The sequence below is a fragment of the Nonomuraea sp. NPDC005650 genome (assembly GCF_040605375.1).
In the GTDB taxonomy this organism is placed as follows: Bacteria; Actinomycetota; Actinomycetes; order Streptosporangiales; family Streptosporangiaceae; genus Nonomuraea.
Map to the genome: position 1 here is coordinate 274,852 of NZ_JBEXCR010000001.1, position 24,130 is coordinate 298,981.

The 24,130-nt window shown below is 71.0% G+C and carries 26 protein-coding genes; 15 read left to right on the forward strand and 11 right to left on the reverse strand.

What is annotated here, in order from left to right:
• Positions 1–36: 36 nt before the first annotated feature.
• Positions 37–441 (forward strand): phosphoenolpyruvate--protein phosphotransferase, encoded by a 405-nt coding sequence (locus ABZS69_RS01265; RefSeq protein ID WP_355364451.1) that lies wholly within the window; start codon positions 37–39, stop codon positions 439–441.
• A 36-nt stretch (positions 442–477) separates the two neighbouring features.
• Here the strand turns inward: ABZS69_RS01265 and ABZS69_RS01270 are convergent, their stop codons facing one another.
• From ABZS69_RS01270 to ABZS69_RS01315, 10 genes are all read right to left on the reverse strand, one after another.
• A complete protein-coding gene (locus tag ABZS69_RS01270; protein WP_355364454.1) occupies positions 478–2,094 on the reverse strand; it encodes a thiamine pyrophosphate-binding protein in 1,617 nt (538 codons plus the stop codon).
• Positions 2,091–2,864, reverse strand: coding sequence for a cyclase family protein (locus tag ABZS69_RS01275; RefSeq protein WP_355364457.1), 774 nt, complete (start codon positions 2,862–2,864; stop codon positions 2,091–2,093). Before ABZS69_RS01275 ends, ABZS69_RS01270 begins: the two co-directional genes overlap by 4 nt.
• A 62-nt stretch (positions 2,865–2,926) precedes the next feature.
• Positions 2,927–3,739: a carbohydrate ABC transporter permease gene (locus ABZS69_RS01280; RefSeq protein WP_355364460.1), complete on the reverse strand. Its 813-nt coding sequence runs from the start codon at positions 3,737–3,739 to the stop codon at positions 2,927–2,929.
• Complete coding sequence (locus tag ABZS69_RS01285) at positions 3,736–4,647, reverse strand: sugar ABC transporter permease (protein ID WP_355364463.1); 912 nt, start codon at positions 4,645–4,647, stop codon at positions 3,736–3,738. The genes ABZS69_RS01280 and ABZS69_RS01285 overlap by 4 nt, the downstream gene beginning before the upstream one ends.
• The gene (locus ABZS69_RS01290; RefSeq protein ID WP_355364466.1) at positions 4,644–5,924 is read right to left on the reverse strand and encodes an ABC transporter substrate-binding protein; all 1,281 of its coding nucleotides are present in this window, start codon (positions 5,922–5,924) and stop codon (positions 4,644–4,646) included. The genes ABZS69_RS01285 and ABZS69_RS01290 overlap by 4 nt, the downstream gene beginning before the upstream one ends.
• Positions 5,921–7,210 carry an alpha-glucosidase/alpha-galactosidase gene (locus ABZS69_RS01295; protein WP_355364469.1) on the reverse strand — a complete coding sequence of 430 codons (1,290 nt, stop codon included), beginning with the start codon at positions 7,208–7,210 and terminating at the stop codon, positions 5,921–5,923. Before ABZS69_RS01295 ends, ABZS69_RS01290 begins: the two co-directional genes overlap by 4 nt.
• Positions 7,207–8,121, reverse strand: coding sequence for a carbohydrate kinase family protein (locus ABZS69_RS01300; protein ID WP_355364472.1), 915 nt, complete (start codon positions 8,119–8,121; stop codon positions 7,207–7,209). The genes ABZS69_RS01295 and ABZS69_RS01300 overlap by 4 nt, the downstream gene beginning before the upstream one ends.
• Positions 8,111–8,971, reverse strand: coding sequence for an endo alpha-1,4 polygalactosaminidase (locus ABZS69_RS01305; protein ID WP_355364475.1), 861 nt, complete (start codon positions 8,969–8,971; stop codon positions 8,111–8,113). The genes ABZS69_RS01300 and ABZS69_RS01305 overlap by 11 nt, the downstream gene beginning before the upstream one ends.
• A 212-nt stretch (positions 8,972–9,183) precedes the next feature.
• The gene (locus tag ABZS69_RS01310) at positions 9,184–9,786 is read right to left on the reverse strand and encodes a hypothetical protein (protein ID WP_355364478.1); all 603 of its coding nucleotides are present in this window, start codon (positions 9,784–9,786) and stop codon (positions 9,184–9,186) included.
• Between the two features lie 94 nt (positions 9,787–9,880).
• Positions 9,881–10,309, reverse strand: a complete 429-nt coding sequence (locus ABZS69_RS01315; RefSeq protein ID WP_355364481.1) for a CBS domain-containing protein — start codon at positions 10,307–10,309, stop codon at positions 9,881–9,883.
• Positions 10,310–10,560: 251 nt separating this feature from the next.
• Between ABZS69_RS01315 and ABZS69_RS01320 the strand changes: the two genes are divergently transcribed.
• From ABZS69_RS01320 to ABZS69_RS01370, 11 genes are read left to right on the forward strand one after another with little or no spacing between them, the layout of a single operon-like run.
• Complete coding sequence (locus ABZS69_RS01320) at positions 10,561–11,352, forward strand: ABC transporter permease (protein ID WP_355364484.1); 792 nt, start codon at positions 10,561–10,563, stop codon at positions 11,350–11,352.
• On the forward strand, positions 11,352–12,209 hold the full coding sequence (locus ABZS69_RS01325) for an ABC transporter permease (RefSeq protein WP_355364487.1): 858 nt from the start codon (positions 11,352–11,354) through the stop codon (positions 12,207–12,209). Before ABZS69_RS01320 ends, ABZS69_RS01325 begins: the two co-directional genes overlap by 1 nt.
• A 4-nt stretch (positions 12,210–12,213) precedes the next feature.
• Entirely contained in the window at positions 12,214–13,233 is a 1,020-nt protein-coding gene (locus ABZS69_RS01330) for an MlaD family protein (RefSeq protein ID WP_355364490.1), read from the forward strand.
• A gap of 1 nt (position 13,234) precedes the next feature.
• The gene (locus tag ABZS69_RS01335) at positions 13,235–14,269 is read left to right on the forward strand and encodes an MlaD family protein (RefSeq protein WP_355364493.1); all 1,035 of its coding nucleotides are present in this window, start codon (positions 13,235–13,237) and stop codon (positions 14,267–14,269) included.
• Positions 14,269–15,294: an MlaD family protein gene (locus ABZS69_RS01340; RefSeq protein ID WP_355364496.1), complete on the forward strand. Its 1,026-nt coding sequence runs from the start codon at positions 14,269–14,271 to the stop codon at positions 15,292–15,294. Before ABZS69_RS01335 ends, ABZS69_RS01340 begins: the two co-directional genes overlap by 1 nt.
• Entirely contained in the window at positions 15,291–16,322 is a 1,032-nt protein-coding gene (locus tag ABZS69_RS01345) for an MCE family protein (protein ID WP_355364499.1), read from the forward strand. The genes ABZS69_RS01340 and ABZS69_RS01345 overlap by 4 nt, the downstream gene beginning before the upstream one ends.
• Positions 16,319–17,323, forward strand: a complete 1,005-nt coding sequence (locus ABZS69_RS01350; RefSeq protein ID WP_355364502.1) for an MCE family protein — start codon at positions 16,319–16,321, stop codon at positions 17,321–17,323. The genes ABZS69_RS01345 and ABZS69_RS01350 overlap by 4 nt, the downstream gene beginning before the upstream one ends.
• Entirely contained in the window at positions 17,320–18,687 is a 1,368-nt protein-coding gene (locus ABZS69_RS01355; protein ID WP_355364505.1) for an MCE family protein, read from the forward strand. The genes ABZS69_RS01350 and ABZS69_RS01355 overlap by 4 nt, the downstream gene beginning before the upstream one ends.
• Complete coding sequence (locus ABZS69_RS01360; RefSeq protein ID WP_355364508.1) at positions 18,684–19,403, forward strand: hypothetical protein; 720 nt, start codon at positions 18,684–18,686, stop codon at positions 19,401–19,403. Before ABZS69_RS01355 ends, ABZS69_RS01360 begins: the two co-directional genes overlap by 4 nt.
• 17 nt (positions 19,404–19,420) lie before the next feature.
• Positions 19,421–20,011, forward strand: a complete 591-nt coding sequence (locus ABZS69_RS01365; RefSeq protein WP_355364511.1) for a 4'-phosphopantetheinyl transferase superfamily protein — start codon at positions 19,421–19,423, stop codon at positions 20,009–20,011.
• 10 nt (positions 20,012–20,021) lie between these two features.
• A complete protein-coding gene (locus ABZS69_RS01370) occupies positions 20,022–20,201 on the forward strand; it encodes a hypothetical protein (RefSeq protein ID WP_355364514.1) in 180 nt (59 codons plus the stop codon).
• 18 nt (positions 20,202–20,219) lie between these two features.
• Here the strand turns inward: ABZS69_RS01370 and ABZS69_RS01375 are convergent, their stop codons facing one another.
• A complete protein-coding gene (locus tag ABZS69_RS01375) occupies positions 20,220–21,149 on the reverse strand; it encodes a cation diffusion facilitator family transporter (protein WP_355364517.1) in 930 nt (309 codons plus the stop codon).
• Between the two features lie 34 nt (positions 21,150–21,183).
• Here ABZS69_RS01375 and ABZS69_RS01380 point away from each other — a divergent pair, with 34 nt between their 5' ends.
• The 3 genes from ABZS69_RS01380 to ABZS69_RS01390 all read left to right on the forward strand — a co-directional run bounded on the left by ABZS69_RS01380 (position 21,184) and on the right by ABZS69_RS01390 (position 24,123).
• On the forward strand, positions 21,184–21,642 hold the full coding sequence (locus tag ABZS69_RS01380) for a MarR family transcriptional regulator (RefSeq protein ID WP_355364520.1): 459 nt from the start codon (positions 21,184–21,186) through the stop codon (positions 21,640–21,642).
• A gap of 112 nt (positions 21,643–21,754) precedes the next feature.
• Complete coding sequence (locus ABZS69_RS01385; protein ID WP_355364523.1) at positions 21,755–22,399, forward strand: LppX_LprAFG lipoprotein; 645 nt, start codon at positions 21,755–21,757, stop codon at positions 22,397–22,399.
• Positions 22,396–24,123 carry an MFS transporter gene (locus ABZS69_RS01390; protein ID WP_355364526.1) on the forward strand — a complete coding sequence of 576 codons (1,728 nt, stop codon included), beginning with the start codon at positions 22,396–22,398 and terminating at the stop codon, positions 24,121–24,123. Before ABZS69_RS01385 ends, ABZS69_RS01390 begins: the two co-directional genes overlap by 4 nt.
• Positions 24,124–24,130: the final 7 nt, after the last annotated feature.

Sequence of the window (24,130 nt, forward strand, 5' to 3'; positions counted from 1 at the left end):
CCAGGCCTTCCACGACGGCCTCGACGATCGCGTGAGGTGTCGCCGGTTGATCGGTGGGGCCCGGTGATGGTGGGGCTGGTGCTCGTCTCGCACAGCGCGGGGCTGGCGGCGGAGGCGGCGGCGCTGGCGCGCGGGATCGCCGGCGCCGACACGCCCGTGGCCGCCGCCGGAGGCACGGAGGACGGCGGGCTGGGCACGAGCCTGGACCTCATCGAGGCCGCGCTGCGCAGCGTCGACCAGGGTGACGGGGTGGTGCTCATCCCCGACCTGGGCAGCTCGGTGCTGACCGCCCGCCTGCTGGAGGAGGACGGGCGGGTGGTGGTGGCGGACGTGCCGTTCGTGGAGGGGGCGATCGCCGCGGCGGTGGCGGCGGGCGCGGGCGTGCCGCTGGCCGACGTGCTGGAGGCGGCCGAGGAGGCCCGGAGCTACCGCAAGCTCTGACAAAAGCCGCACGAACGGCAAAACAGCACGAACCGCTCAGTGCCCCTTGAAGGCCTCCTCCAGCCACCAGGAGCCGTGCTCCGCCGTGACCTTGGCGTGCACCAGGAGCGGCCGGTCGCGGGGCCCGTCCACCCAGTCGGCCACGCCCGCCAGGTCTCCCGGCCCGCCGACCGTCACGGCGGCGAAGCCGTGGCCCCGGGCGATGGCGGCGAGATCGGCGGGCGGGAACGTGACCGTCCCGAGCGGGTGCCCGTGCGGCCCGAAATGGTGGACCTCGGCCCCGTACGCCTCGTCGTCGTACACCACGACGACCATGGGCAGGCCGAGCCGGACGACGGTCTCCAGCTCCGCGATGCCCATGAGGGCGCCGCCGTCGCCGAGCGCGGCCACCGGCAGCCGGTCCGGCCGGGCCAGCGCGGCGCCGATCGCCGTCGCCAGGCCCAGCCCGATCGACTGGAACGCCTGCGTGAAGCAGAACCCACCCTCATCCGGGACATCGATAAACATCGACGGATATCCCATGAAATTTCCGGAATCGATGGCGACGATCCGCTCCCTCGGCAGGAGGTCGTCCAGCCCGATGCTGAGCGTCCTGGGGTCGATCCGGCCGCCGCCGCTCTCGTCCTCGTACGGCACGTCCCGCCAGCGCCCCTCGGCCCGCACGCGGGCGGCGACCTCCGGCGACCGGTAGCCCTGACGAGGCGCGACCCGGACGGCCACCGCCTCCGCGACGCGCGCCACGTCCCCCGTCACGCCCAGGTCGGCGCGCACGTGGGCGGTGAACGCCGCCGGGTCGAGGTCGACCTTGACGACCTTCGCGCCCGGCGTGACGAGCGTTCCGTGGCGGGTCGTCCACATGTTCAGCGCGCATCCCCACGCGACGACCAGGTCGGCGCCGCGGATCAGCTCGACGGCCAGCGGCGTCGCGAAGCCGCCGCTCACGTCGAGGTCCCACGGGCTGCCGCGGAACAGCCCCTTGGCGACCGCCGAGGTGGCCAGCAGGGCGCCCGCGCGATCGGCCAGCTCCTCCAGCTCCCGCCGCGCGTGCCGGGCGCCGCGCCCCGCGACGAACACCGGCCGCTCGGCCGCGCCGAGCAGCCGCGCCAGTTCCTCCGCACCCACCGCCGGAGGGGTCGAGGGAGGGGCCGCCGGCACGTCGACGGGCCCCTCGAAAGGGGCGGCCTGGACGTCGAGCGGCAGGTTCAGCAGGACAGTGCGCCGCTCCCCCAAGGCCACCCGGTACGCCTCGGCCGCCCGCGACACCGCCTCCTCCGGCGCGCTGACGCGCATCGCCACGGCGCCGACGGCCGTCGCGAGCGCGGCCTGGTCGATGTGGAAGTTGGACTGGACCTCCGTGGCCTCCCCCGCCAGCACGACGAGCGGCGTCCGGCTCTTGGCCGCCTCGGTGAGGCCGGTCAGGGCGTTGGTGAGCCCCGGTCCTTGGTGCACCGACACGACGCCGACCCGGCCGCTCATCCGCGCGTACGCGTCGGCCATGGTGGCGGCCCCGCCCTCGTGGCGGGCGGCGACATAGCGCACGCCGCCCGCCACCAGGGCGTTGGTCACGTGGAAGTTACCGCTGCCGACCACCCCGAAGGCGGTCTCGACCCCGCAGGCGGCCAGGGCCCGCCCCACGGCCTGCGCGACGATCAACGCTCCACCAGGGCCAGCACCCGCACGGGGCTGCCGGAGCCGCCCACGATGGGCAGCGGCGGCGCCACCACGACGGCGCCGGTCACGGGCAGCAGGTCGAGGTTGCGCAGCTGGGTCAGGCCGTACTTGCCCGCCCCCAGCAGGAAGGAGTGACAGGGGAAGGCCGGGTCGAAGGAGTGGGCGGCGCCCGCGTCGGTGCCGACGGTCTCGACGCCGAGCCCGGTGATCGGGGTCTCGGAGGCCAGCCACCGGGCGCACTCCACCGAGATGCCGGGCGTGTGGGGGCCGGAGGCGTCGGCGTTCAGGAAGGCGGCCTGGTCGCCGGAGCGGGTGTCCCAGCCGGTGCGGTAGAGCAGCCAGCCGCCGTCGGGCAGCGGGCCGTTGACGCGTTCCCACTCCTTGACGTGGTCGATCTGGAGGAGGAAGTCGGGGTCCTTGGACGCCTCGGCGGCGAAGTCGAGCACGACGGCGGGCGCGATGAGGCTGCGCGCGGGCACCTGGGAGACGTCCTGGCCGTCGCGGGCGGTGACCCAGTGGACGGGGGCGTCGAAGTGGGTGCCGGTGTGCTCGCCGGTGTGGATGTCGTTCCAGTACCAGGCGGGGCCGCGGTCGTCGTAGCGGCTGATCTCCTCCAGGCGGAACGGGATCGTGTTGCCGAACGGCTCGGGCAACTGGAGGATCGGCGTCTCGGACGACAGAGGCGCCGTGAGGTCGATCACCTCGATCGCCCCGCTGCGCACGCTGTCCACGAAGCTCTGCAACACCGACATGTCATTCTCCTCGGGTGGGCTGTGCGCATCCTCCTACGCACACCCCACCAGTGCAAACAACCTCAGCCCTTGAGTCCGCTGAAGCTCATCGTGGCCACGAAGTGCCGCTGCGCCAGGATGAACGCGAGCACCAGCGGCAGCACCGCGATCACGTTGCCGGCCATCAGCGCCGACCACTCGGTGTGCCGGGCGCCGGCGAAGGTGGCCAGCCCGAGCTGCAGCGTGTAGCCCGACTCCGACGAGATCGCGATGAGCGGCCAGATCAGGTCGTTCCAGGCGCCGAGCAGCGTGAAGACCACCAGCGTGGCCAGCGCGGGCCGGGCCAGCGGCAGCACCACGCGGAAGAACACGCCCAGGCGGGAGCAGCCGTCGATGACGGCGGCCTCCTCCAGCTCCTTGGGCAGCGACAGGAAGAACTGCCGCATCAGGAACACCCCGAACGCCGACGCCAGCCACGGCACGATGGCCGCGCCCAGCGTGTCGATCAGCCCCATGTTCTTGAACAGCAGGAACGTCGGGATCATCAGCACCTGGGTCGGCACCATGATGGTGGCCATGACCGCCGCGAAGGCGACCCCGCGGGCGCGGAACTCGATCCGGGCGAAGCCGTACCCGGCCAGGGAGCAGAGCACCACGTGCCCGAGCACCGCCGACCCGGCCACGATCACCGTGTTGGCCAGCCAGAGCGGATAGTCGTCCTCGGTGAAGATCCGCCTGAACCCGTCCAGCGTGAAGTGCTCGGGCCAGAGCTTGGGCGGGTAGGTGTTGATGTCGGCGTCCGGCATGAACGCGGTCAGCGCCATCCACACCAGCGGCGCCACGAACAGCAGCGCGAGCGGCATCAGGAACAGATGGGCGAGGCTGCGGCGCGTCACTTCGCACCCCTCCACAGGACCGCGCCCGACACGGCGAGCGTCACGATGAACAGGACATAGGCGATGGCCGTGCCGTAGCCGGAGTGGAAGAGCTGGAACGCCTGCCGGTAGAGGTAGAACACGATGGTCGTCGTGGAGTCGAGCGGCTGGCCCTTGGTGGTGGTGTAGACGAGGTCGAACAGCTGCAGCGCGGTGATCGTCTGCCAGATCAGCAGGAAGACCGTGGCCGGGCGCAGCTGCGGCAGCACGACGTGGCGCAGCACGTGCCGCCCCGCGCCGCCGTCCACCCTGGCCGCCTCGATCAGCTCGCGCGGGATGTCCTGCAGGGCGGCCAGGTAGACCACGGCGGGCATGCCCACGCCGCCCCAGATCGAGATCGCGACCAGGGTGAGCATCGCCTGGCCCGGGTCCTGCAGGAACCCCATCACGGGCAGGCCGAGCGCCTTCAGCCCGGCGTTGACGATGCCGAAGTCGGGGTCGAAGACGAAGTTCGACAGGATGCCCGTGGCGGCGGCGGAGACGACGTACGGGACGAAGAAGCACGTGCGGTAGAACCCGATGAGGCGGATCCTGAGGTTGAGCGCCAGCGCCAGCGCGAGCCCGAGCACCACCGAGCCGGGCACGAACAGCACGGTGTAGAGCAGCGTGTGCCCGGCCGCCGCGGCCAATTCGGTGTCGCCGAGCATGTCGCGGTAGTTCGACAGCCCGACGTAGTCGCCGCCGGTGAGCAGGTCGCCGTCCCGCAGCGAGAGCAGCAGCGCCCACACCGCGGGGAACAGGCTGAGCCCGACGATCACGAGCGTCGCCGGGAGCACGAAGCCCCACCCGGTCAGCTGGGGCGCCCACCGGCGCCGCCGCGAGGGCGGCGCGCTCACCCGCGCCGCCCCGCTCACCATCGGGGCTGTCATCGCGAGCGCCCCAGCACCGCGTCGGCATCGGCCGCGGCCTTGGTGAGGGCCTGCTGCGCGGGCGTGCCGCCGACCATGGCCTGGGCGATCGCGTTCCCGACCTTCTCCGAGAACTCCGGGTACGCGGGCAGGGGCGGCCTGGCCTGCTTGGCGTTCTCGAGGTTCGCGGTGAAGACGTCGACGCCGGGGAAGTCCTTGACGAACTTCTGGTACGCCGGCAGCGCGGTCGTGGCCTTGCGCAGCGGCAGGTTGCCCAGGCCGAGCGACCACCGGGCGTCCTGCTCCGGCTTGGAGAGCCAGGTGAGGAAGTCGGCGGCGGCCTTGGCCCGGCGCGAGCCGTTGTCGAACACGACCCAGTTGTCCGGCCCCGCGACCGTCTCGTGGTTGCCGTTGTAGCCGGGCAGCACCTGCACGCCGTAGGAGATCTTGTGGTCGATGATGTCCAGCAGCGCGTACGGCGCCGCGGCGATCATCCCGATCTTGCCGCTCTGGAACAGCGGCACGAACTTCTCGCCATTTTGATCGAGATATACGGACTTGTCCTCGCGGGCCATGGCGCTCCACAGGCCGAGCGCCTGCGCCGCCTGCGGCGTGTTGAACGCCGACTTCTTGCCGTCCGGCGTCAGGATCGAGCCGCCCTGCTGCCAGATCATCGGCCAGAACCGCCACACCGTGTCCTCGAGGCCGGTCACGGGGTACGCGGTGCCGTACACGCCGCCGCCGGTCAGCTTCTTCGCCGTGGCGCGGAAGTCGTCCCAGGTCCAGTCCTTGGACGGGTAGGCCAGCCCCGCCGCGTCGAACAGCTTCTTGTTGTAGATGACGGCCAGGTTGTCGACCAGGGCGGGGATGCCGACGACCTTGCCGTTCACCTCCGACACGGCCCGCTCCGACGGCCAGAAGTCGTCCCACCCGAACCCGGGGGCCTTCACGGTGGCGGCCAGGTCGTAGACCTTGGGGTTGCGCGCCAGATTCGGCATCCACGTGCCGTACATGTACGCGATGTCGGGCGCCTTGCCGCCCGCCAGCACCGCCTGGACCTTCTGCAGCATGTCGTCGACGTTCGTGGACCCGACGGCGGGCGTGATCTTCACGTCCGGGTGGGCCTTGGAGTACTCGGCGGCCAGCTCCTCGATGACCTTCGCCTGCATCTCCGTCTGGCCATGCCACCAGGTGATCTCGACCGGGCCCGAGGCGTCCTCGGAGGAGGAGCCGCAGGCCGTCAGCAGCCCGGCGACCAGGACGAGCGCCGCCGTGCTTTTCATGACAGGGCCCTTCATGACCGGCTCCTGAGGGACTCGGGCATCAGCTCGCCGTGGGCCTCGAACAGCGCGCCGCACAGCTCGTCGATCTGCTCGACGGTGAGGGTGGCGGCCGTGTTCGGGTCGGCCATCATGGCGTGCCGGACGTGCTCGCGCCGCCCCTCGGTGACGGCGCGCACGGTCAGCTCGTTGACGTTGACGTAGGAGCGGTTGAGCGCCGCGCACTGCGCGGGCAGGTCGCCGACGGCCGTCGGGCGGACGCCGAGCGCGTCGGCCACGCACGGCACCTCCACCACGCAGCCGTCCGGCAGGTTCGCGACCAGGCCCCTGTTCTGGACGTTCCCGTAGACGACCCGGCTCGTGCCGGTGGTGACGCTGTGGATGATCTGCGGGGCGTATTCCATGGTCCCCTCCACGGTGATCGGCCGGCCCGCTCTCAGCGCGTCGCGGGTGGCCTCGTACTGGCGCACGTTCTCCTCGCTGATGCCGAGGTACGCGCCCACGGGGATCCGCAGGCGCTCGATCTCGCTGTCGTCGTGCAGGTACCAGGGCACGTACTCGGCCGAGTGCTCGCTCGTCTCGGTCGGGTAGTGGCCGAGCCTGCGGTACATGTCCACGCGCACCCGGCGCAGCAGGCCGGGGTCGCGCTCGATGGCCTCGTCCAGGCGCGGGTAGAGGTCCTCGCCGCGGGACTCGAAGCGCAGCATCCACGACTGGTGGTTGACGCCCGCCGCGAGGTACGACACCTCCTCCAGCGGCACCCCGACCAGCTCGGCCAGGTCGTGGGCCGTCCAGTAGATGGAGTGGCAGAGCCCGACCACGTTGCGCACGGGGGTGGCGGCGGCCAGGTACCAGACGTTCATGGCCATCGGGTTGGTGTAGTTGAGCAGCCACGCGTCCGGGCACACCTCGGCCATGGCCCGGCCGATCCGGTCGAGCGCCGGGAAGGTGCGCAGGGCGCGGAAGATGCCGCCCACGCCGATGGTGTCGGCGATCGTCTGGCGCAGCCCGTACCGGGCGGGCACCTCGAAGTCGACGCGGGTGGCGTCGATCATGCCGACCTGGATCATGTTGATCGCGAAGTCGGCGCCTTCGAGGGCCCGGCGCAGGTCGAGATGGGCGGAGATCTTGACGGGGCGCCCGGCCACGATGACGCGGGCGGCGGCCTCGGCGGTGTCCAGCCGCTCGGGGTGGATGTCGTGCAGCGCCACCTCGAACTCCCCCAGATCGGGGAAGGCCGCCAGATCCGCCAGCAGCCCCTGGGTGAACTCGACGCTTCCCGCGCCGAGAAAGACGATCTTCATAGGTCCTTCCAGGTGGGCTGGGCGGCGGTGCCGCCGGCGGCCTGGGTCGAGAGGGATCCGCAGGTCACGGCCACGCTCAGGCACTCGCGCAGGCTCATCCCGCGCAGCCGGGCGGCCAGGAATCCGGCGTCGAAGCTGTCGCCGGCGCCGACGGTGTCCACCGGCTCGACGGGGACGGCGGGGGTCCGGGTCAGCTCGCCGCCCTGCCACGCCAGCGCGCCGTTCCCGCCGTCCTTGACGATCACGGCGGGACCGAGGCCGCCGATCCGGGCCGCCGCGGCCTCGACGCACTCGCGCTCGGCGCCGAAGAGCCGGGCGGCGACGGCCTGGGCCTCGGCGGCGTTCGGCAGGAACACGTCCACCTCGGCCAGCACCTCCCCGAGCCCGTCCCACTCCCCTGCGGGGTCGTCGTTGGTGTCCAGGGAGGTGGTGGCGCCCCCGCGCCGCTCCTCCGCCAGGAAGCCCGGCAGGCCGGGCGCGAGCCCCGGCTGCAGGAAATACGACGACACGTGGACGTGCCCGGCCACGCCGCGCGGCAGGTCCTCCACGGTCAGGTACGGCAGGCAGCCGGGCGAGGTGAGGATGGCCCGGTCCGCCCCGTCGGCCAGCACCACGGTCATGGCCGTGGGCCGGGAGTCGATCACGCAGCGGGAGACGTCCACACCCCGGCCGGCCAGGACGTCCAGCACGAAGCGCCCGGCCGCGTCGTCGCCCACGCGCCCCGCGAACGCGGTCCGCACCCCCAGCCGGGCCGCGCCGCACGCGGTGATCGCGCCGGACCCGCCGAGCACCAGGTCGCCGCCGGCGACGAGTTGTTCGCGCTGGCCGTACGCCAACCCGCGCGGCGCCCCGGAGAGCACCACGTCGGGGTTGGCGTCACCGACGACCAGCAGGTCGAAGTCACGCGCCACGGCAGGGCACGCGGTAGGCGTCGAGCTCGTACTTCTTCTTCAGCGAGTTGAAGTTCTGGGCGTTGGACTTCGCGCAGAAGGCCGAGGCGGCCAGGTTGTACTCGACGTTGAAGACGGCCTTGCCCGCCTTGACGAACTGGTCGTAGCCGTAGTCGTCGTTCTGCGCGGTGGTGCACTCGGTGTGCTCCCAGCACTCCTCGTTCACCGCGAAGTCGAAGTACGGCAGCAGCGCCGGGATCTGCTCGATGTCGTTCTTGAGCGCGACCGACAGGCCCCGCCGGTGGGCCTCGTTGGCGAACCAGGTGTTGTAGGCGAGCTGGTCGGCGGCCTTGAGCGGGAAGCCGCTGCCGTTGCTGTAGCCGTCGACGTTGTCGGGCTCCACGGCGTCGAACCCGGCGGCCTTGCACATGTCCAGCCGGGCCTTCATGATGTCGCCGAGCTTGCCGGTGTACTTGCGGATGTCGAGCCAGCGCTCGCCCGGCCAGTCCTCCAGCGGCTTGCCGAGCACCTCGGAGGGAAACTGGCCCGCGTCCGGGCGCCAGTCCTCGTACGTGCCGGCGCTGAGGTAGCAGACGACGCCGCGGCCCGGCTTGTCGGCCTTGAGCGACCTGACGATCGCGCCGTCCTTGGCGGCGAAGCCGTCGATGTCGAACATCTGCACGTTCGGGTACGGCTTGGCCGGCAGCGAGGACAGCTGCCACTGCCAGGACGTGTTCAGCGCGGGCTTCCAGCAGCCGTTGCAGGCGACGGGAGCGGGCAACGCCTTGGGGGCGGCGGCTGCCGCGGGGGCGGAGACGAGGGCGGTGGCGGCCAGGGCGGCCGCGGAAATGAGAGCTGGGAGACGACGCACAGGCACTCCTCGCGAACGTTCGGGTTCGGGATTAGTGGCGCTGCGCGCTGTTCCGCACTCTCCGAGACGCGTCCTGGCCAGGGACGCCGGAGTGGCGTGGCCCATATCCGTAGGGCGTCACGCCAGCACGCTCCAGGCGTGCCTCCCTTCCTGCTTGCCGCACAGAATTGCGCATTCTTGCTCTTTTGTCCAGACTTTGATGCACAAAAGCATCAGGCCTTGGTCCACTCCGCGCATCCGGCGGTCCGGAACGCCTTGTCCGTGGCCTGGACGGTGACGCTCGCCGGGCCCGACGGCATGCCTCTCGCGATCTCGTCACCCGTGGCGCTCTTCAGCCGGGCCCAGTAGCACATGGGAATGCCCGCGGTCGGGCCCGCCGTGCGGTAGGTGCCCGGCTGGATGTCCGTGCCCACGATGAGCGTCCGCATGGACAGGGAGTTGAACGCGGGACTGCTGCCGGTCCCCGCGCTCGGCGGGCCGGTCTGCCCCGGCGGGTTCTGGCCGGGCCCCGTCTGGGTAGGCCCCGTCTGAGCCGGCCCTGTCTGAGCCGGCCCTGTCTGAGTCGGCCCGGTCTGGCCGGGCCCCGTCTGAGTGGGGCCCGGCTGGCCCGGCGCCGTCTGGCCGGGCGGCGGCTGCGTGCCCTGGGGCTGGGTGGGCTGGACCGGCGATGACGGGCCGGTGGCGTCGGGCTCGGGGGGCTCAGTGCCCTCGACCGTGACCGTGACCCGAGGGGCGGGCTCTCCGGACGCCGTGGCCGCGCCGAACCCGACGAAGACCCCCAGCAGGAACCCGAGCAGCGCGGCGAGCCCGGACACGAGCACGATGATCGTCGGACTGCTCGTGGCACGCGGATACTCAGGCGGATAGTCAGGAGGCCCGTACATCACGGACCCAAGGGTGCCATCCCTGTCAACGGTGGAGGTAGTCGACGAGCGACGCCTTCTCCGTCTCCAGCTCCTCGATCGCGCTCTTGACCACGTCGCCGATGCTCACGATGCCCACGAGCCGGCCGTTCTCGACCACCGGCATGTGCCGGAACCGCTGCGTGGTCATGATCTGCCGCAACGAGTCGACGTTCTCGCCGGGCCCCACCGTGCGCACCTGGGTCGTCATGATCGCGGACACGGGGCCGTCGAGGATCGCCGGGCCGCGGTCGTGCAGCCGGCGCACGACGTCACGCTCGGACACGATGCCCTCGATGGACAGGCCGTCGGTGGAGACCACCACGGCACCAATGTTGCGCTCGGCGAGCGTGGACAGCAGCTCGCGCACCGTCGCCCCGGGCGCCACGGTAGCCACGTCACTTCCTTTGGCGCGGAGAATCGTCCCAATGAGCATGTGCACCACCTCTTGCAACTCAGTCTTCCTGGCCTTGCGTACAGGCAAACAACCCCACGGGGACGACGTCAAGGGGAGTCGGGTCGTAACGGCGCGGTCACTTTTCGTGCCTGGCTGACAACATGTGACCTGCGTCTCATACCTTTCGCGCAAATTCCCACGAAAGCATCGACTACTAGACAACCCGTCAGTAGGGTTGCCACTCATCCGTAGACGGCGGAGGTGGTCATGGCGGTAACCCGAGGTCGCCGATGACCCTTTCCGGGTACGTCGGACGCCGGGCCGGATCGGCGCTCGGCCAGGTCGGCGAGCTGTTCGTCATCGTCCTTGAGGGCTTGCGCAGAACCTGGGACATCAGGCGCTGGTGGTGGGAGTTCGTCGAGCAGTGCTGGTTCCTGGCCCGGGTCACCAGCGTCCCGGTCCTGCTGGTCGCCCTGCCGCTGGGCGCCACCGTGGCGCTCCAGGTGGGCGAGCTGGCCAGGCAGCTGGGCGCCAGCTCGGCGACCGGCAGCGCGGTCTTCGTCGGGCTTATCCGCGAGGTGGCGCCGCTGGCCAGCGCGCTGCTGATCGCCGGAGCCGGGGGCAGCGCGATGACCTCCGACATCGGCGCGCGCCACATCCGCGACGAGCTGAGCGCGATGGAGGTCATGTCGGTCAACCCGATCCACCGGCTGGTCACGCCGCGCATGTGGGCGGCCAGCACGATCGCGGTCTGCCTGTGCCCGCTGGTCATCCTGGCCGGCGCGAGCGGCGGCTACTTCTTCAACGTGATCGTGCAGGGCGTCACCCCCGGCGCGTACTTCGACGGCGCGTTCTCCCTGGTCGTCGCCTCCGACCTGTACGTGACCCTGTTCAAGGCGTGGATCTTCGGGTTCATCGCGGCGGCGGTCGCCTGCTACAAGGGCATGACGTGCGCCTCCAGCCCCGTCGGCGTGGGGCGGGCGGTCAACCAGGCGACCGTGGTGACGTTCATGCTGGTGTTCGCGTTCAACTACGTGATCTCGGCCGTCTACTTCCTGGCCTACCCGCCGAGGTCGCTGTGATGATGGTGACGCGCACGGCCGGCCTGCGGCTCGCCCTGCGGGGGCGCGACGTCGCCGAGCGCTTCGCGACGCTGGCCGACTGGCCGCTGTTCGTGTGGAAGGTGCTGTACTACTCCGTACGCGACGTCGTCCTGCGGCTCAAGTTCTCCAAGGTCGTCGTCAGGCAGGTCAGCGACGTCGTGGTGGGCGTCGGGGCGACCGTCATCGGCGGCGGCATGATCTTCGTGGTGTTCACGATGGCGTTCGTCGTGGGCGCGACCGTGGGCCTGCAGGGCTACCAGGGGCTGCAGGCGATCGGCGCGGAGTCGTTCATGGGCCTGGTGGGCAGTTTCGCGAACGTCCGCGAGATCACCCCGATCATCGCCGCGACGGCGCTAGCGGCGCAGGTGGGCTCGTCGTTCACGGCGGAGCTGGGCGCGATGCGGATCTCGGAGGAGATCGACGCGCTGGAGGTCATGGGCATCAACGCCTTCACGTACCTGATCTGCACCAGGGTCGTGGCGGCGCTGCTGGCGCTGGTGCCGATCTACCTGATCGCGCTGTTCGCCAGCTTCTTCGCCACCCGGCTGATGTGCACGGTGCTGTTCGGCCTGGCGCCGGGGGTCTACGACTACTACTTCTATCTGTATCTGCCGGTCCGGGACATCGTGTTCAGCGTCAGCAAGGTCGGCGTGTTCGCCTTCGCGGTCATCGTGATCCACTGCTACCACGGCTTCCACGCCACCGGCGGCCCGGTGGGCGTGGGCGTGGCGGCGGGCCGTGCCATCCGCCAGTCGATCGTCACGATCGTGCTGCTCAACCTGCTGCTGTCGTACCTGTTCTGGGGCGGCGGCGGCAACATACCGCTGACGGGGTGAACCGGTGGGCCGATTCCAACTCTCCCTCGCCGCCCGGGTGGGCATCGCGTTCGCGGTGCTCGTCGTGTTCGCCGCGGCCACCCTGTACGTCATCCGCACCGCCACCGAGCTGAGCGGGACCAGGATCGACGCCGTGTTCGCCCGGGCCGGGCAGGGCATGGACCCCGGCTCCCCCGTCAAGATCCGCGGCATCACCGTCGGCAAGGTGACGAGCGTGTCGCTGGACGCCAGGGGCCGGGCCGTGGTGACCATGCACCTCGACCCCGGCGTCAAGGTCCCGGGCTCCACGGTCGCCTCCGTCGAGCCGGCCTCGGTGTTCGGCCCCAAGTTCCTCGACCTCAATCCCGGCTCCGGTGAGACCACCGGCCCCTACCTGGCCGGCGGCGCCGTCATCACCGACACCGAGGGCCCGCTCGACCTGTCCGACACGCTCGGCGCCGCCTACCGCGGCCTGGACGCCGTCGACCCGCGCGAGGTCACCGTCATCGTGCACACCCTGGCCCAGGGCCTGGACGGCGAGGGCGGCAACCTGCGCGAGCTGATCGGCGACGCCGGCACGGTCATCGGCGTCGCGCACCGGCAGCGCGGCCGGGCCAGGCAGTTCCTGCACGACGCCGCCCTGCTGGGCACGGCTCTGCAGGACAAGGGCGACGACCTCGTGTCGATCTCCTCCGACGTCAACGTCATCACCCCCGACCTGCTCGCGCGGGCCGACAAGGTGCGCGTGCTGCTCGACGAGGTGACCTCCGTCTCCGGCCTGGCGGCCCATGGGCTGGCCAAGCACCGCCAGGACCTGCGGGCCGGCGTGCACTCCACCGAGCGGGTGGCCGCGCTCATCTACGCCCAGCTCGGCCTGGCCGGTGACGGGGTACGCGGCCTGAACAGGCTGGTCGACCTGCTCAACGAGCTGATCGAGGCACCCGGGCCGGGCAACACCCGCCAGCTCCAGGTCGAGGCGTTCGTGGCGACCGACGTCTGCGAGCTGATCGTCGGCATTTGCGGCCCGACCGACGGGAGGCGCTGAGATGCGGCGGGCCTGGACGTTCGCCCGGTTCGCGGTCTTCGTCGGCCTGTGCGTGGCGCTGATCGTGGTGATCGGCGTGCAGATCGCCCGGGTGAGCACGGGCGCCGGTTACCGGCTGGTCGCCGTGTTCGACGACGTGTCGGGGCTGAACGAGGGCGACCAGGTGAAGATCGCCGGAGCGCCCGTGGGCCAGGTGGACACGATCAAGGTGGTGGACGGGCGGGCCGAGGTGGGCATGGAGGTGCAGCAGGGGATCACCGTGCCCGCCGACACCGAGGCCGCCATCCGCTGGCGCAACGCCGTCGGCCAGCGCGTGGTCTACCTGCTGCCCGGCACCGCGACCGGCAGGCTGGCGCCCGGGGCGCGGATCACCCGTACGTCCTCGGTCGTGGACATCGGCCAGCTGGTCAGCGACCTCGGCCCGCTCACCCGCAGCCTGGACCCCGACCAGATCAACCAGCTCCTCACCGCCGCCGCCAAGTCGCTCAAGGGCAACGAGCAGAACATCCCGAGGCTGCTCGACAACGTCAACGCCATCACCACCACGGTCACCGAGCGCAGGAAGACCATCGAGCAGCTGCTGAAGGACTACGCCACCGTCACCGGCGTGGTCGCCCGGCGCGACAAGCAGATCGAGCAGCTCGTCGACAACCTCGTCACGCTGTCGGAGGCGTTCGCCGACAACCGGGAGCTGATCGACGAGTCGCTGGTGCAGCTGTCCACGACCGTCCACACCTCCAACGAGGTGCTCGGCAAGAACGCCGACGAGCTGGGCCGGCTGGTCGACAACCTGTCGGGGCTGACCGGCGGCATCAGGCGGCACGTGACCGAGGTCGACAGGACGATCAGCACGTTCCAGCCGCTGTTCGCCCGTGCGTACCAGACCGTGGACCGCGGCCGCTACTTCATCACCGCGGTCCCGTGCGTGGCGCTGAGCGCCGCGCCCTGCCCGTACGGGATGCAGGCGCCGCCGCCGCTGCGCAACACGCGGGTCCAGAGCACGAAGGACCTCCAGAAGCTCCTGGTGGGCGAGTGATGGCGCTCAAGTCCTTCCGCGACCGCAACCGGATCGTCGTCGGCCTGGCGTCGCTGGCCACGCTCGCCGCGATCCTCGCCGGCACGTTCCTGGTCGGCAACCTGGGGCTGCTGGAGGGCGGCTACTACATGTCCGGCGTGTTCGTGGACTCCGGCGGCCTGCGCACCGGCAACGACGTCAGGGTCGCCGGGGTGCGCGTCGGCAAGGTCACCGAGGTCCGCGCCGACTACGCGCAGGGGAACGTGGTGGTCACCTGGAAGGTGGACGACGACGTGCGGCTCGGCCGCGGCACCCGGGCCGACATCGCCCTGTCGAACCTGCTCGGCGGCCGGTACGTCAAGCTCACCGGCCCCGTCTCGGCCCCGTACATGGACCAGCTCCCCGAGGGGCAGCGGCGCATCCCCGTGGCCCGGACCGGCGTGCCCACCCTGATCAACGACGCCATCAAGGACGCGACCCGGCTGGTCCAGCGCCTGGACACCGACGCCGTCGACGACCTGCTCACCGAGCTGGACAAGGTCGACCTCGGCAAGCGCGGGCGCATCACCCGGCTGCTGCGCAACATCGGCGACCTGTCCGACACGATCAGCAAGAGCGAGCCGCAGCTCCAGCGGCTCCTCGACAACGGCACCAGGATCATGAACGTCCTGGAGAAGAAGGACCGGCAGCTCTCCCGGCTCATCGACGCCATCGGGGTCATGCTGGCCGAGCTGCGCAGGCGGCGCGACGAGCTGCGCACGCTGCTGGGCGACGGCAGCGACCTGGTGCGCAGCACCACCAAGCTGATCAACGAGCACGAGAAGACCCTCGTCCAGGTGCTGGACGACAACGCGGCCATCACGACCCGGCTCAGCGACAGCAACAAGCAGTTCAATTCGCTCCTGGCATGGGCGGGCCCGACCTTCTCCGGCCTGTCCACGATGGGCGGCCAAGGCCCGTGGCTCGAGGCCATAGCCACGGGCCTCGGCCCCATCAACCCGGAGGTGCTCGCCGCGATCTCCAAGGACAGGAAGAGTGCCAAATGAGACGGCCGATCGCGATCCTGCTCGCCGTGGCCGGGCTGTTCCTGTCTTCGGGGTGCACCGTGCTGGGGCCGGAGCCGTACCGGCTGGTGGCGATCTTCAAGAAGGCGCCCTCCCTGTACGAGCAGGCGCGGGTCAAGGTGATGGGGCTGGACGCCGGATATGTCGAGAAGATCCGGATCGATGGGGACAAGGTGAGAGTCGACCTGCTGGTCGACCGGCAGGTGCCGCTCCCGGCCGGGGTGAAAGCCGTGGTCGCACCCCAGAACACGCTCGGCGAGCGCAACGTCGTCCTGTATCCCCCGTGGAAACCCGGCGACGAGAAGGCCGCGCCAGGGACGGTCATCCCCCTGGAGCGCACGGACCTGCCGGTGGAGATCGACGACGCGCTCGACGCGTTCACCAAGCTCACCGACGCGCTCGACGACAAGAAGCTCGGCTCCGTGGCGAGCGACCTGGCCGACGGGGTCAGGGGGCGCGGCAAGACCATCAACAACGCCATCGCCGACACCTCCCGGCTCACCGGCACCCTGGCCAAGCAGGACCAGCAGCTCATCGACCTCGCCAAAGGGCTGAACCGGCTGGCCACCAGCCTCAACAGGCGCGAGAGCCAGGTGACGGGCGCGATCGACTCGTTCGCCGAGGCCAGCTCGATCCTCGCGGAGGAGCGGCGGCGGCTGCGCGGTTTCATCACCGGCATCGCCGACTTCGTACGGCGCGGCGACGTGATCATCGAGCAGTACTCCGAGCGGCTCCCCCAGGCCGCCGGGACGCTGGCCGAGCTGGTGCTGACCATGCGCGCCAACAGCGCGTCCGTGGCGCAGGCGGTCAAGGGCGCGGCCGACTTCGCCGACGTGGTGATCGACTCGTGGGACAGGAAGCAGCACGTGCTGAAGATCCGCGTCGTGCTCAACGCGATGACCAGGGCGTGGCTGACTCCGCTGTTCGAGTCGCTGAACCTGGGCCGGGTGCCGTGCCTGCCCGCCGGGCTGAGCAACTGCCCCTACGAGCAGCAGGGCAGGCGCCGATGAGGGCACGCTTGCTGGCCGCGATCCTGGCGCTCACCGTGACAGCGTCGTGCTCGCTCCAGACACTGGGCGCGACCACCGGCGATCTGACCCTGCACGCGGTCTTCGACGACGTGCAGAGCCTGGTGGCCGGGCACAGCGTGCAGATCTCCGACGTACGGGTGGGCACGGTCACCGGCATCCGGCTGGAGGGCTACCGGGCCAAGGTGACGATGTCGATCGTGTCCAGGTACCGGGTGCCTCAGGGCAGCACCGCCACCGTGGCCAAGACGTCGGTCCTGGGCGAGAACTACGTCCTGCTCACGCCGCCCGCGGGCAAGGACCTGGCCACGGGGCCGTACCTGAGCAACGGCGCCACCATCTCCGAGACGTCCGTCGAGCCGGACATCGAGCAGGTCACCGCGAAGGCCGGGCCGCTCATCGAGGCGCTCGGCGCGCAGGACGTGAACGCCATCCTGGACGCGGCCTCCACCGCGTTCGCCGGGAAGGGCGACGACGTCAACAAGCTGATCAAGCAGACGGCCGAGGTCACCGACGCCTACGCCGCGGCCCGCCGGGACCTGGGCACCAGCATCGACGCCCTGGCCAGGCTGGGCGACGACCTCGCCAAGGGCAGCGGCGAGCTGGACCGGCTGCCGGGCACGCTGGCCGCGGCCACCGCGCGGATCGCGCACGGACGCAAGCACGTGAAGAAGACGATCATCGCGCTGACCAGGCTGGCCAAGGAGGCCAACCTCACCGTCTACCCGCGGCACGCCGCCCGACTGCGCACGCTGCTGCTGGAGCTGGAGGCCATCTCCTCGTCGATGCAGCGGGGCAAGGAGGACCTGAAGACGCTGGTGGCGCGGCTCCAGAAGTTCATCGACGCGCCGCCGATCACCGTCAACGGGCAGGTGCTCATCTACCTGTGGCTGAAGGGCGTCCTGCTGCCCAAGAGATCGTCGGACGGGCCGCTGCCGAACCGCATCGAGGACTTCCGCCTGCTCCTGGAGCCGCCGCGATGAGACACCGGATCTATCTGAACCTGGGCTTCTTCGCCGTCCTGGGCGTGGTCATGACCGTCTGGGCGTTCAGCACGATCATCCGGCTGGACGCCATCGAGCGGCCCTACCGGGTCTCGGCCGAGTTCGTGTCGTCGCCGGGTCTCATCCGGGGGTTCGACGTGGCGTATCTGGGGGTGCGGGTCGGCAAGATCGGCGACGTGCGGCTGGCGCCCGGCAAGATCGTGGTTGGCCTCGACATCGACAGGGGGATCAAGCTCCCGAAGGGCGCCACGGCCGAGGTGCGGCGCAAGTCGGCCATCGGGGAGCCGTACGTGGAGCTCTCGCCGCCCGCCGCCGGCGCGACGGGCCCCTCGCTGGCAGCCGGGGACACGATCCCGCTGGCCAAGACGTCGGTGCCGCTCGACTACAAGAAGCTGTTCGAGGGCGTCGGCAGGCTGCTCAACGCGGTGCCGCCGCGCGACGCGAAGACGATCACCCATGAGCTGGCCGTCGCGCTGGACGGGCGGGCCCCCGCGATCAGGAACATCATCGACGACGCCCACTCCCTCACCGGCACCCTGGCCGACAACGCCGCCGTACTCGACGACCTGTCGGTGCAGCTCACACGGCTCACCCACACGCTGGCCGGCAAGCGGGGCGAGCTGGCCTCCGGGATCACGGACCTGAGCACGGTGACGAGCACGCTGCGCGCCTCCCGCGCCGACCTGAACGCCTTCCTCGACCGGGGGCCGGGGGTGTTCGCCCAGCTGGACGCGGCCGTCAAGAAGTCCAGGCCCGGGTTCTCATGCCTGCTGACGGCGCTGGGGCAGCCGCACCGGCCGGCGTTCTCACCGGAGACCGAGCGGAACGTGCACCACCTGCTCAGTATCGTCCCTACCGCGCTCAGCCTGGCGGACGACATCAGCGAACGACACGGCGACACCGTGTACGGGAAGGCGGCGTTCATCTTCAGCGTGCCGGGCGGGCCGACGCCGGCCGAGGAGTACGCCGGCGCGGCCGGGCCGCCGACCGTCCCCACCCTGCGCTCCTGCCCCTCCCCCGCCGCCGGGGACCCCGCCGACGAGGACCCTGAGGACTCCGACGGCTCCCGGGATTCCGGGGACTCCCGTGCGGATCGCCGCCAGGGCACCGCCTCGCCCGCCGAGTCCGCGCGCCCGGTGGCGAGGAACACCGAGAAACCGAAGCAGCGCCCGGAGACCACGCCGTCGCCCAGCGGCGCGGCGGCCGCCGGGCCCGCGTCCCGCACCCCACCGAACGCCACCCCCCTGATCGCCGGGATATTCCTCGCGGTGGTGGCCGGTGGTGGCATCGTGGGCTGGATCGCGACGGGCCGGGCCGCCCGCCGCCGTGAGGAGTCTAAATGACCACCAAGCAGGACCTCGCCGAGGACGCCCGCACCGATGAGGCCCCAACCGACGAGGCCCCCACCGCGGAGACCCCTTCCGAGGAGACCCCCTCCGAGGAGACCCCTGAGGCCCCTTCTCCGGAGGACACGGCGACGGCCCCCGCCTCGAAGAGCGGCGGGCGTTTCACGCGGGCCCGGCTGCTGGGGACGCTGGCGGCGATGCTGGTGGCCGCGCTCGCCGCCACGGCCGTGCTGCAGTGGATCTCCGCCTCCCAGGCCGAGGCCGCGCGGGCCAGGCTCGAGTCCGAGCGCGCGCTGCGGCTGGAGGTGTCGGGGGCGGCCGGCGCGTTCAGCAAGGCCCTGCTCAGCTACGACTACCAGAACCTCCAGAGCACCCGCTCCACCCTCGCCGCCCAGGCCACGGGCGACTTCCTGGCCACCTACGACGCGGCGTTCGGCGGGGCGATGGCGCAGGTCATCGTCAAGCTCAAGGCCACCTCGCAGGCCACGGTGCGCGAGGTCTACCTGTCCGACGTCGACGAGGCCACCGCGCACGCCATCGTCGTGGTCGACCAGCAGGTGAACACCTCCGAGGCGATCCGCTCCGTCAAGGACTCGCACCTTAAGATCAGTCTTGTGAAGGAGAAGGGGACCTGGAAGATCCATGACGTGACCGTTCTCGGCGCGGCCTCGGAGGACCAGTACAACCTCACCGGCGACAAGAAGAAGGACTGACCATCGGTTTCTTAGCGATGGGTGGCCGCCCCGACGAGGTGCGCGCCCCGGAGGACTGGCTCACCGAGGTGGAGACCGAGCGGGCCGGGCGGTTCAGGTTCGAGGCGGATCGGGCCTGCTTCGTGGCCGCCCACCTGCTCGTACGGCTCTGCGCCGCCGCCGTGCTCGACGTCAGGCCGCAGGAGCTGACCCTGCGCCAGCACTGCGACCTGCACGGGCCAGGGCACGGCAGGCCGTACATCGAGGAGGCGCCCGAGCTGGGCGTCAGCTTCAGCCACACGCGGGGCTACGTGTGCGCGGCGGCCGGGCCCGGCAAGGTCGGCGTGGACGCCGAGCACGTGCCGCCGGGGCCGCTGGACCCGCTGCTCGCGGACCGGGTGCTCACCCCGCGCGAGCGCGCGATGGTCACCGGCAACGACGAGCTGATCCGGCACTGGACGCGCAAGGAGGCGCTGATCAAGCGCGGCGAGCTGACGCTCGACAAGCTCCGCGCGGGCGGCGACGACCTCGGCGACCGGCACCTGCTCGAATGGAGCGTCGGACCCGACATCAGGGTAAGCGTCGTCACGGATGCCCCCGTCACAAGGGTGCCCATCCCCCACGAATAAACTGGCACGCATGTTCTACAAGAAGTCACTGGAGGAGCGGATCGCCGACCGCATGGCCCAGCGGCGGCCCCTCGAAGAGGGCAAGACGTTCGAGCATGGGCCGGCCAAGTTCGTGTTCATCTCCTTCATCGTCATCGTGGTGCTGATGCACGTGATCGGCGTCGCCGTGGCCATGCACTACTTCAGCTGACCCCGCCCCCGACCCCGGTCAGCGGCGGCGGGTCGGGGTGGGGTCGAGGAAGACCAGGCTGATCCCGGAGAAGCGCTCGCGCAGCCGCTTGTCCACCTCGTCGCAGGCGATCTCCACGCCCGCCGCGCTCGCCACGTCCACGAAGTCGATCTTGGCGGCCACGAGGATGGAGCCAGGCCCGATCATCATGGTGAGCAGCTCGACCACCTCCTCCACCTCGGGCTGGGCCATCAGCTCGGCCCGGATGCCGGTCTCGATCTGCGGGGGCGCGGCCCGGCCGATGAGCAGCGACAGGTTCGACCGGATCAGGGTGATCGCCACCACCAGCAGGAGCAGGCCGATCCCGACCGACGCGGCGCCGTCCCACAGCGCCGAGCCCGTCAGCTGCGACCCAGCCAGCCCGGCGGCCGCGATGATCAGGCCCACGAGGGCGGCGGCGTCCTCGAACAGCACGGCCTTCAACGCGGTGTCGGAGGTGATCCGCACCAGCCGGAGCGGGTCGAGGTCGTACCTCGCGGCCTGCCTGCGCAGCTGGGAGAGGGCCTTGGTGAACGAGACGGCCTCGATGACGAACGCGACGGCGAGCACGATGTACGCCGGCGCGAGGTTCGTCAGCTCCTCGCCATGACTGATCACGTGCAGTCCGTGCGTGATCGAGAACCCGGCCCCGCCCACCAGCGTCGCGACCGCCGCCATCATGGCCCAGACGAAACCGCTCTTGCCGTGGCCGAACGGATGCCGCCGGTCCGCCGGCCGGCCCGCGCTGCGCACGGCCACCAGCAACAGCAGCTCGGTCACGGTGTCGGCGGCCGAGTGGGCCGCCTCCGACAGCATGGCCGCCGAGCCGCTGAGGAGGCCCGCGACGAGCTTGGCCACGGCGATGGTCAGGTTGGCGGCGCCCGCGACCAGAACGGTGCCCAGGCTCTCCCCTGAATCCCGTTGCTCCATAGCGCTTCACTTTACGTGCGATAGATTAGAGATCATGAGCGCGCCTCGCTGGCTTTCACCCGCCGAACAGCGTGCCTGGCGCACGCATCTGGCGCTGCACAAGCTCCTCATGCACCGGCTCGACCGTGAGTTGCAGGAGCATCAGCTCTCGTTGAACGACTACGAGATCCTGGTCAACCTCTCGGAGAGCGAGGGGCGGCGCATGCGGATGAGCGACCTGGCCGACGCGACGATCCAGTCGCGCAGCCGGCTGTCGCACCAGATCTCCCGCATGGAGGCCAAGGGCCTGGTGACCAGGGAGGACTGCCGCGACGACCGGCGGGGCACGTTCGCGGTGCTGACCGACGAGGGCTGGGAGACGATCCAGCGGGTGGCGCCGCACCACGTGGCGAGCGTGCGCGAGCACTTCGTCGACCGGCTCACCGACGACCAGCTCGAATCGATCGAGGCGGCCTTCGCGCCGATCGTCGAGCGTCTCAAGAAACTGCGCTGAGACCGTGGGCTGAGACGGTGCGCTGAGACCGTGGGCTTAAGACAGTGGGCTGACACCCAACCGATATCCGCGACGCCGCACGGCGTTCCCGGGCGGTCGATACGATCCGCACATGCTCAGAAAGCTTCTGATCGTCGCCGTTCTCGCGCTGGTGTCGGCGTGCTCCTCGGGCGGCGGCGGCGAGCTGCCTGCCGGTCCCGACCTGATGACGAAGGCCGCCGAAGCCATGAAGGGCGTCAAGTCGGCCGGCTTCTCGATCACGACCGAGGGCAAGACCAACGTGCCGGTCAAGAAGGCGGACGGCAGGCTCACGGCCGCCGGTGACGCCGACGGCACGATCACGATCGACCTCATGGGCCTGCAGGAGATCAGCTTCGCCGTGGTCGGGGACACCGTCCACTTCAAGGGGCCCACGGGCGGCTTCCAGAAGATGACGCGCCAGCAGCTCGCGCAGTTCTACGACCCCTCGGTGATCCTCAATCCCACCAAGGGCATCGCGCAGCTGCTCGCCTCGGCCACCGATCCCAAGGTGGAGGCGCTGGAGGGCGGCGCCTACCGGGTGGCCACCACGTTCCCCGGGCAGGTTCTCGTCCAGATCATCCCCGGTCTCTCGCAGGGTGTGAACGGCAAGGTCTGGATCGACCAGGCCACCAGCCGCCTGACCAAGGCCAGCCTGCCGGTGCAGGAGGGCACGGTGACGGTGTCGTTCAGCGACTACGACGCGCCGGTCACGATCACGCCGCCCGCCGCCGGATGAGAGCCGCCCGCCGGGTCGTCCTCGGCACCGGGGGCGCGGTGGTGCTGCTGGCCGCGCTCGACGCGTACGTGGTGGTCACGGTCCTCATCGACATCGCCGAGGACGTGAACATCCCGCTGAACCACCTGGAGCGGGCCACGCCGATCGTGACGGGGTTCCTGCTCGGGTACGTCGCCGCGATGCCGCTGCTCGGCCAGCTCTCCGACCGTTACGGGCGGCGGCCGCTGATCCACGCCTGCCTGGCGGCGTTCGCGCTCGGCTCGGTGCTGACGGCGCTGGCCGCCGGCGAGGTGATGGTGGTGGCGGGGCGAACCGTGCAGGGGGTGGCCGGCGGGGCGCTGCTGCCGATCACGATGGCGCTCATCGGCGACCTGTGGGACGAGCGCGAACGGCCGGTGGCGCTAGGGGCCGTGGGGGCGGCGCAGGAGCTCGGGAGCGCCCTCGGGCCCCTGTACGGCGGGGTGCTGGCGCTGATCCCGAGCACCGTGGTGGCGGGGGTGGAGCTGGGCGGCTGGCACGCCATCTTCTGGATCAACCTCCCGCTCGCCGCCCTGGCCGCCGTCGCGGTCCACTTCACGGTGCCCTCCGGCACGCCCACCCGTACGAGCCCGGCGGTGAACCCGGCGGACCACGCCACGCCCGCCCCCGAGGCCACTCTCCTCCCAGCGACCGCAGCTGAGGCCGCTCTCTCCCCAGCGACCACATCCGAGGTCGCCCAGCCCTCAGCGACCACATCCGAGGTCGCCGACGAGGCGGGGGACGCCGCAGCCGAGACGGCCACCGGCGACGGCGCGGCCCCGGTGGGGAGCGGCGGCGGGCGGCGGCGCGTGGACGTCGTCGGCGGCGCGCTGCTGGCGCTGGCGCTCGCCCTGCTGGTCGTGGGCCTGTACAACCCCGACCCGGCCACCACCGTGCTCCCCCCGTGGGGCCTGCCCGTGATCGCCGCCGGAGCGCTGGTGACCGGGATCTTCGTGTGGTGGGAGATCCGCTCCCCCGTACGCCTCCTCGACCTCTCCGCCACCCGCAAGGGCCCCCTGCTCGCCACCCTGGCCGTGAGCTTCCTGGCCGGGGCGGCGCTCCTGGTGACCATGGTGTTCGTCCAGTTCACCGCCCAGACCCTGCTCGGCGAGGACGCTCTGGGAGCCGCGCTGGTCCTCGCCAGGTTCCTGGCGGCGCTCACCGTCGGCGCCCTGCTGGGCGGCCTCCTGGCCCGCAGGCTGGGCGACAGCGTCGTCGCGGTGGCGGGCATGGTGCTGGCGGCGGCCGGCTACTGGCTGATGAGCCGGTGGCCGCTCGAACTCGAGAGCGCCGGGCTCGTCGTGGACGTCGACCTGGTGGTCGCCGGTCTGGGGCTGGGCCTGGTCATCGCCCCGGTCTCGTCGGCGGTGCTGCGCGTGACCTCGGCGGCCCAGCACGGCGTGGCGTCGGCGGCGGTCGTGGTGGCCAGGATGATGGGCATGCTGATCGGCATCGCGGCGGTGTCGGCGTGGGGCTTCTACCGGTTCCAGTCGCTGACCGCCCACCTGGACACGCCGCTGCCGTTCGGCGTGGACACGGTGACGTACCAGCGGCAGCTGGCCGAGTACACCGCGAAGGTGCAGGCGGCGCTGCACACGGAGTACACGGAGATGTTCCTGGTCACGGCGTTCATCTGCCTGCTGGGCGCGGCCGTCGCGCTGCTGATGCCCCGCACCCGGCGGAACGCGCCCTCCACGCCCGCCTGAGAGGCGG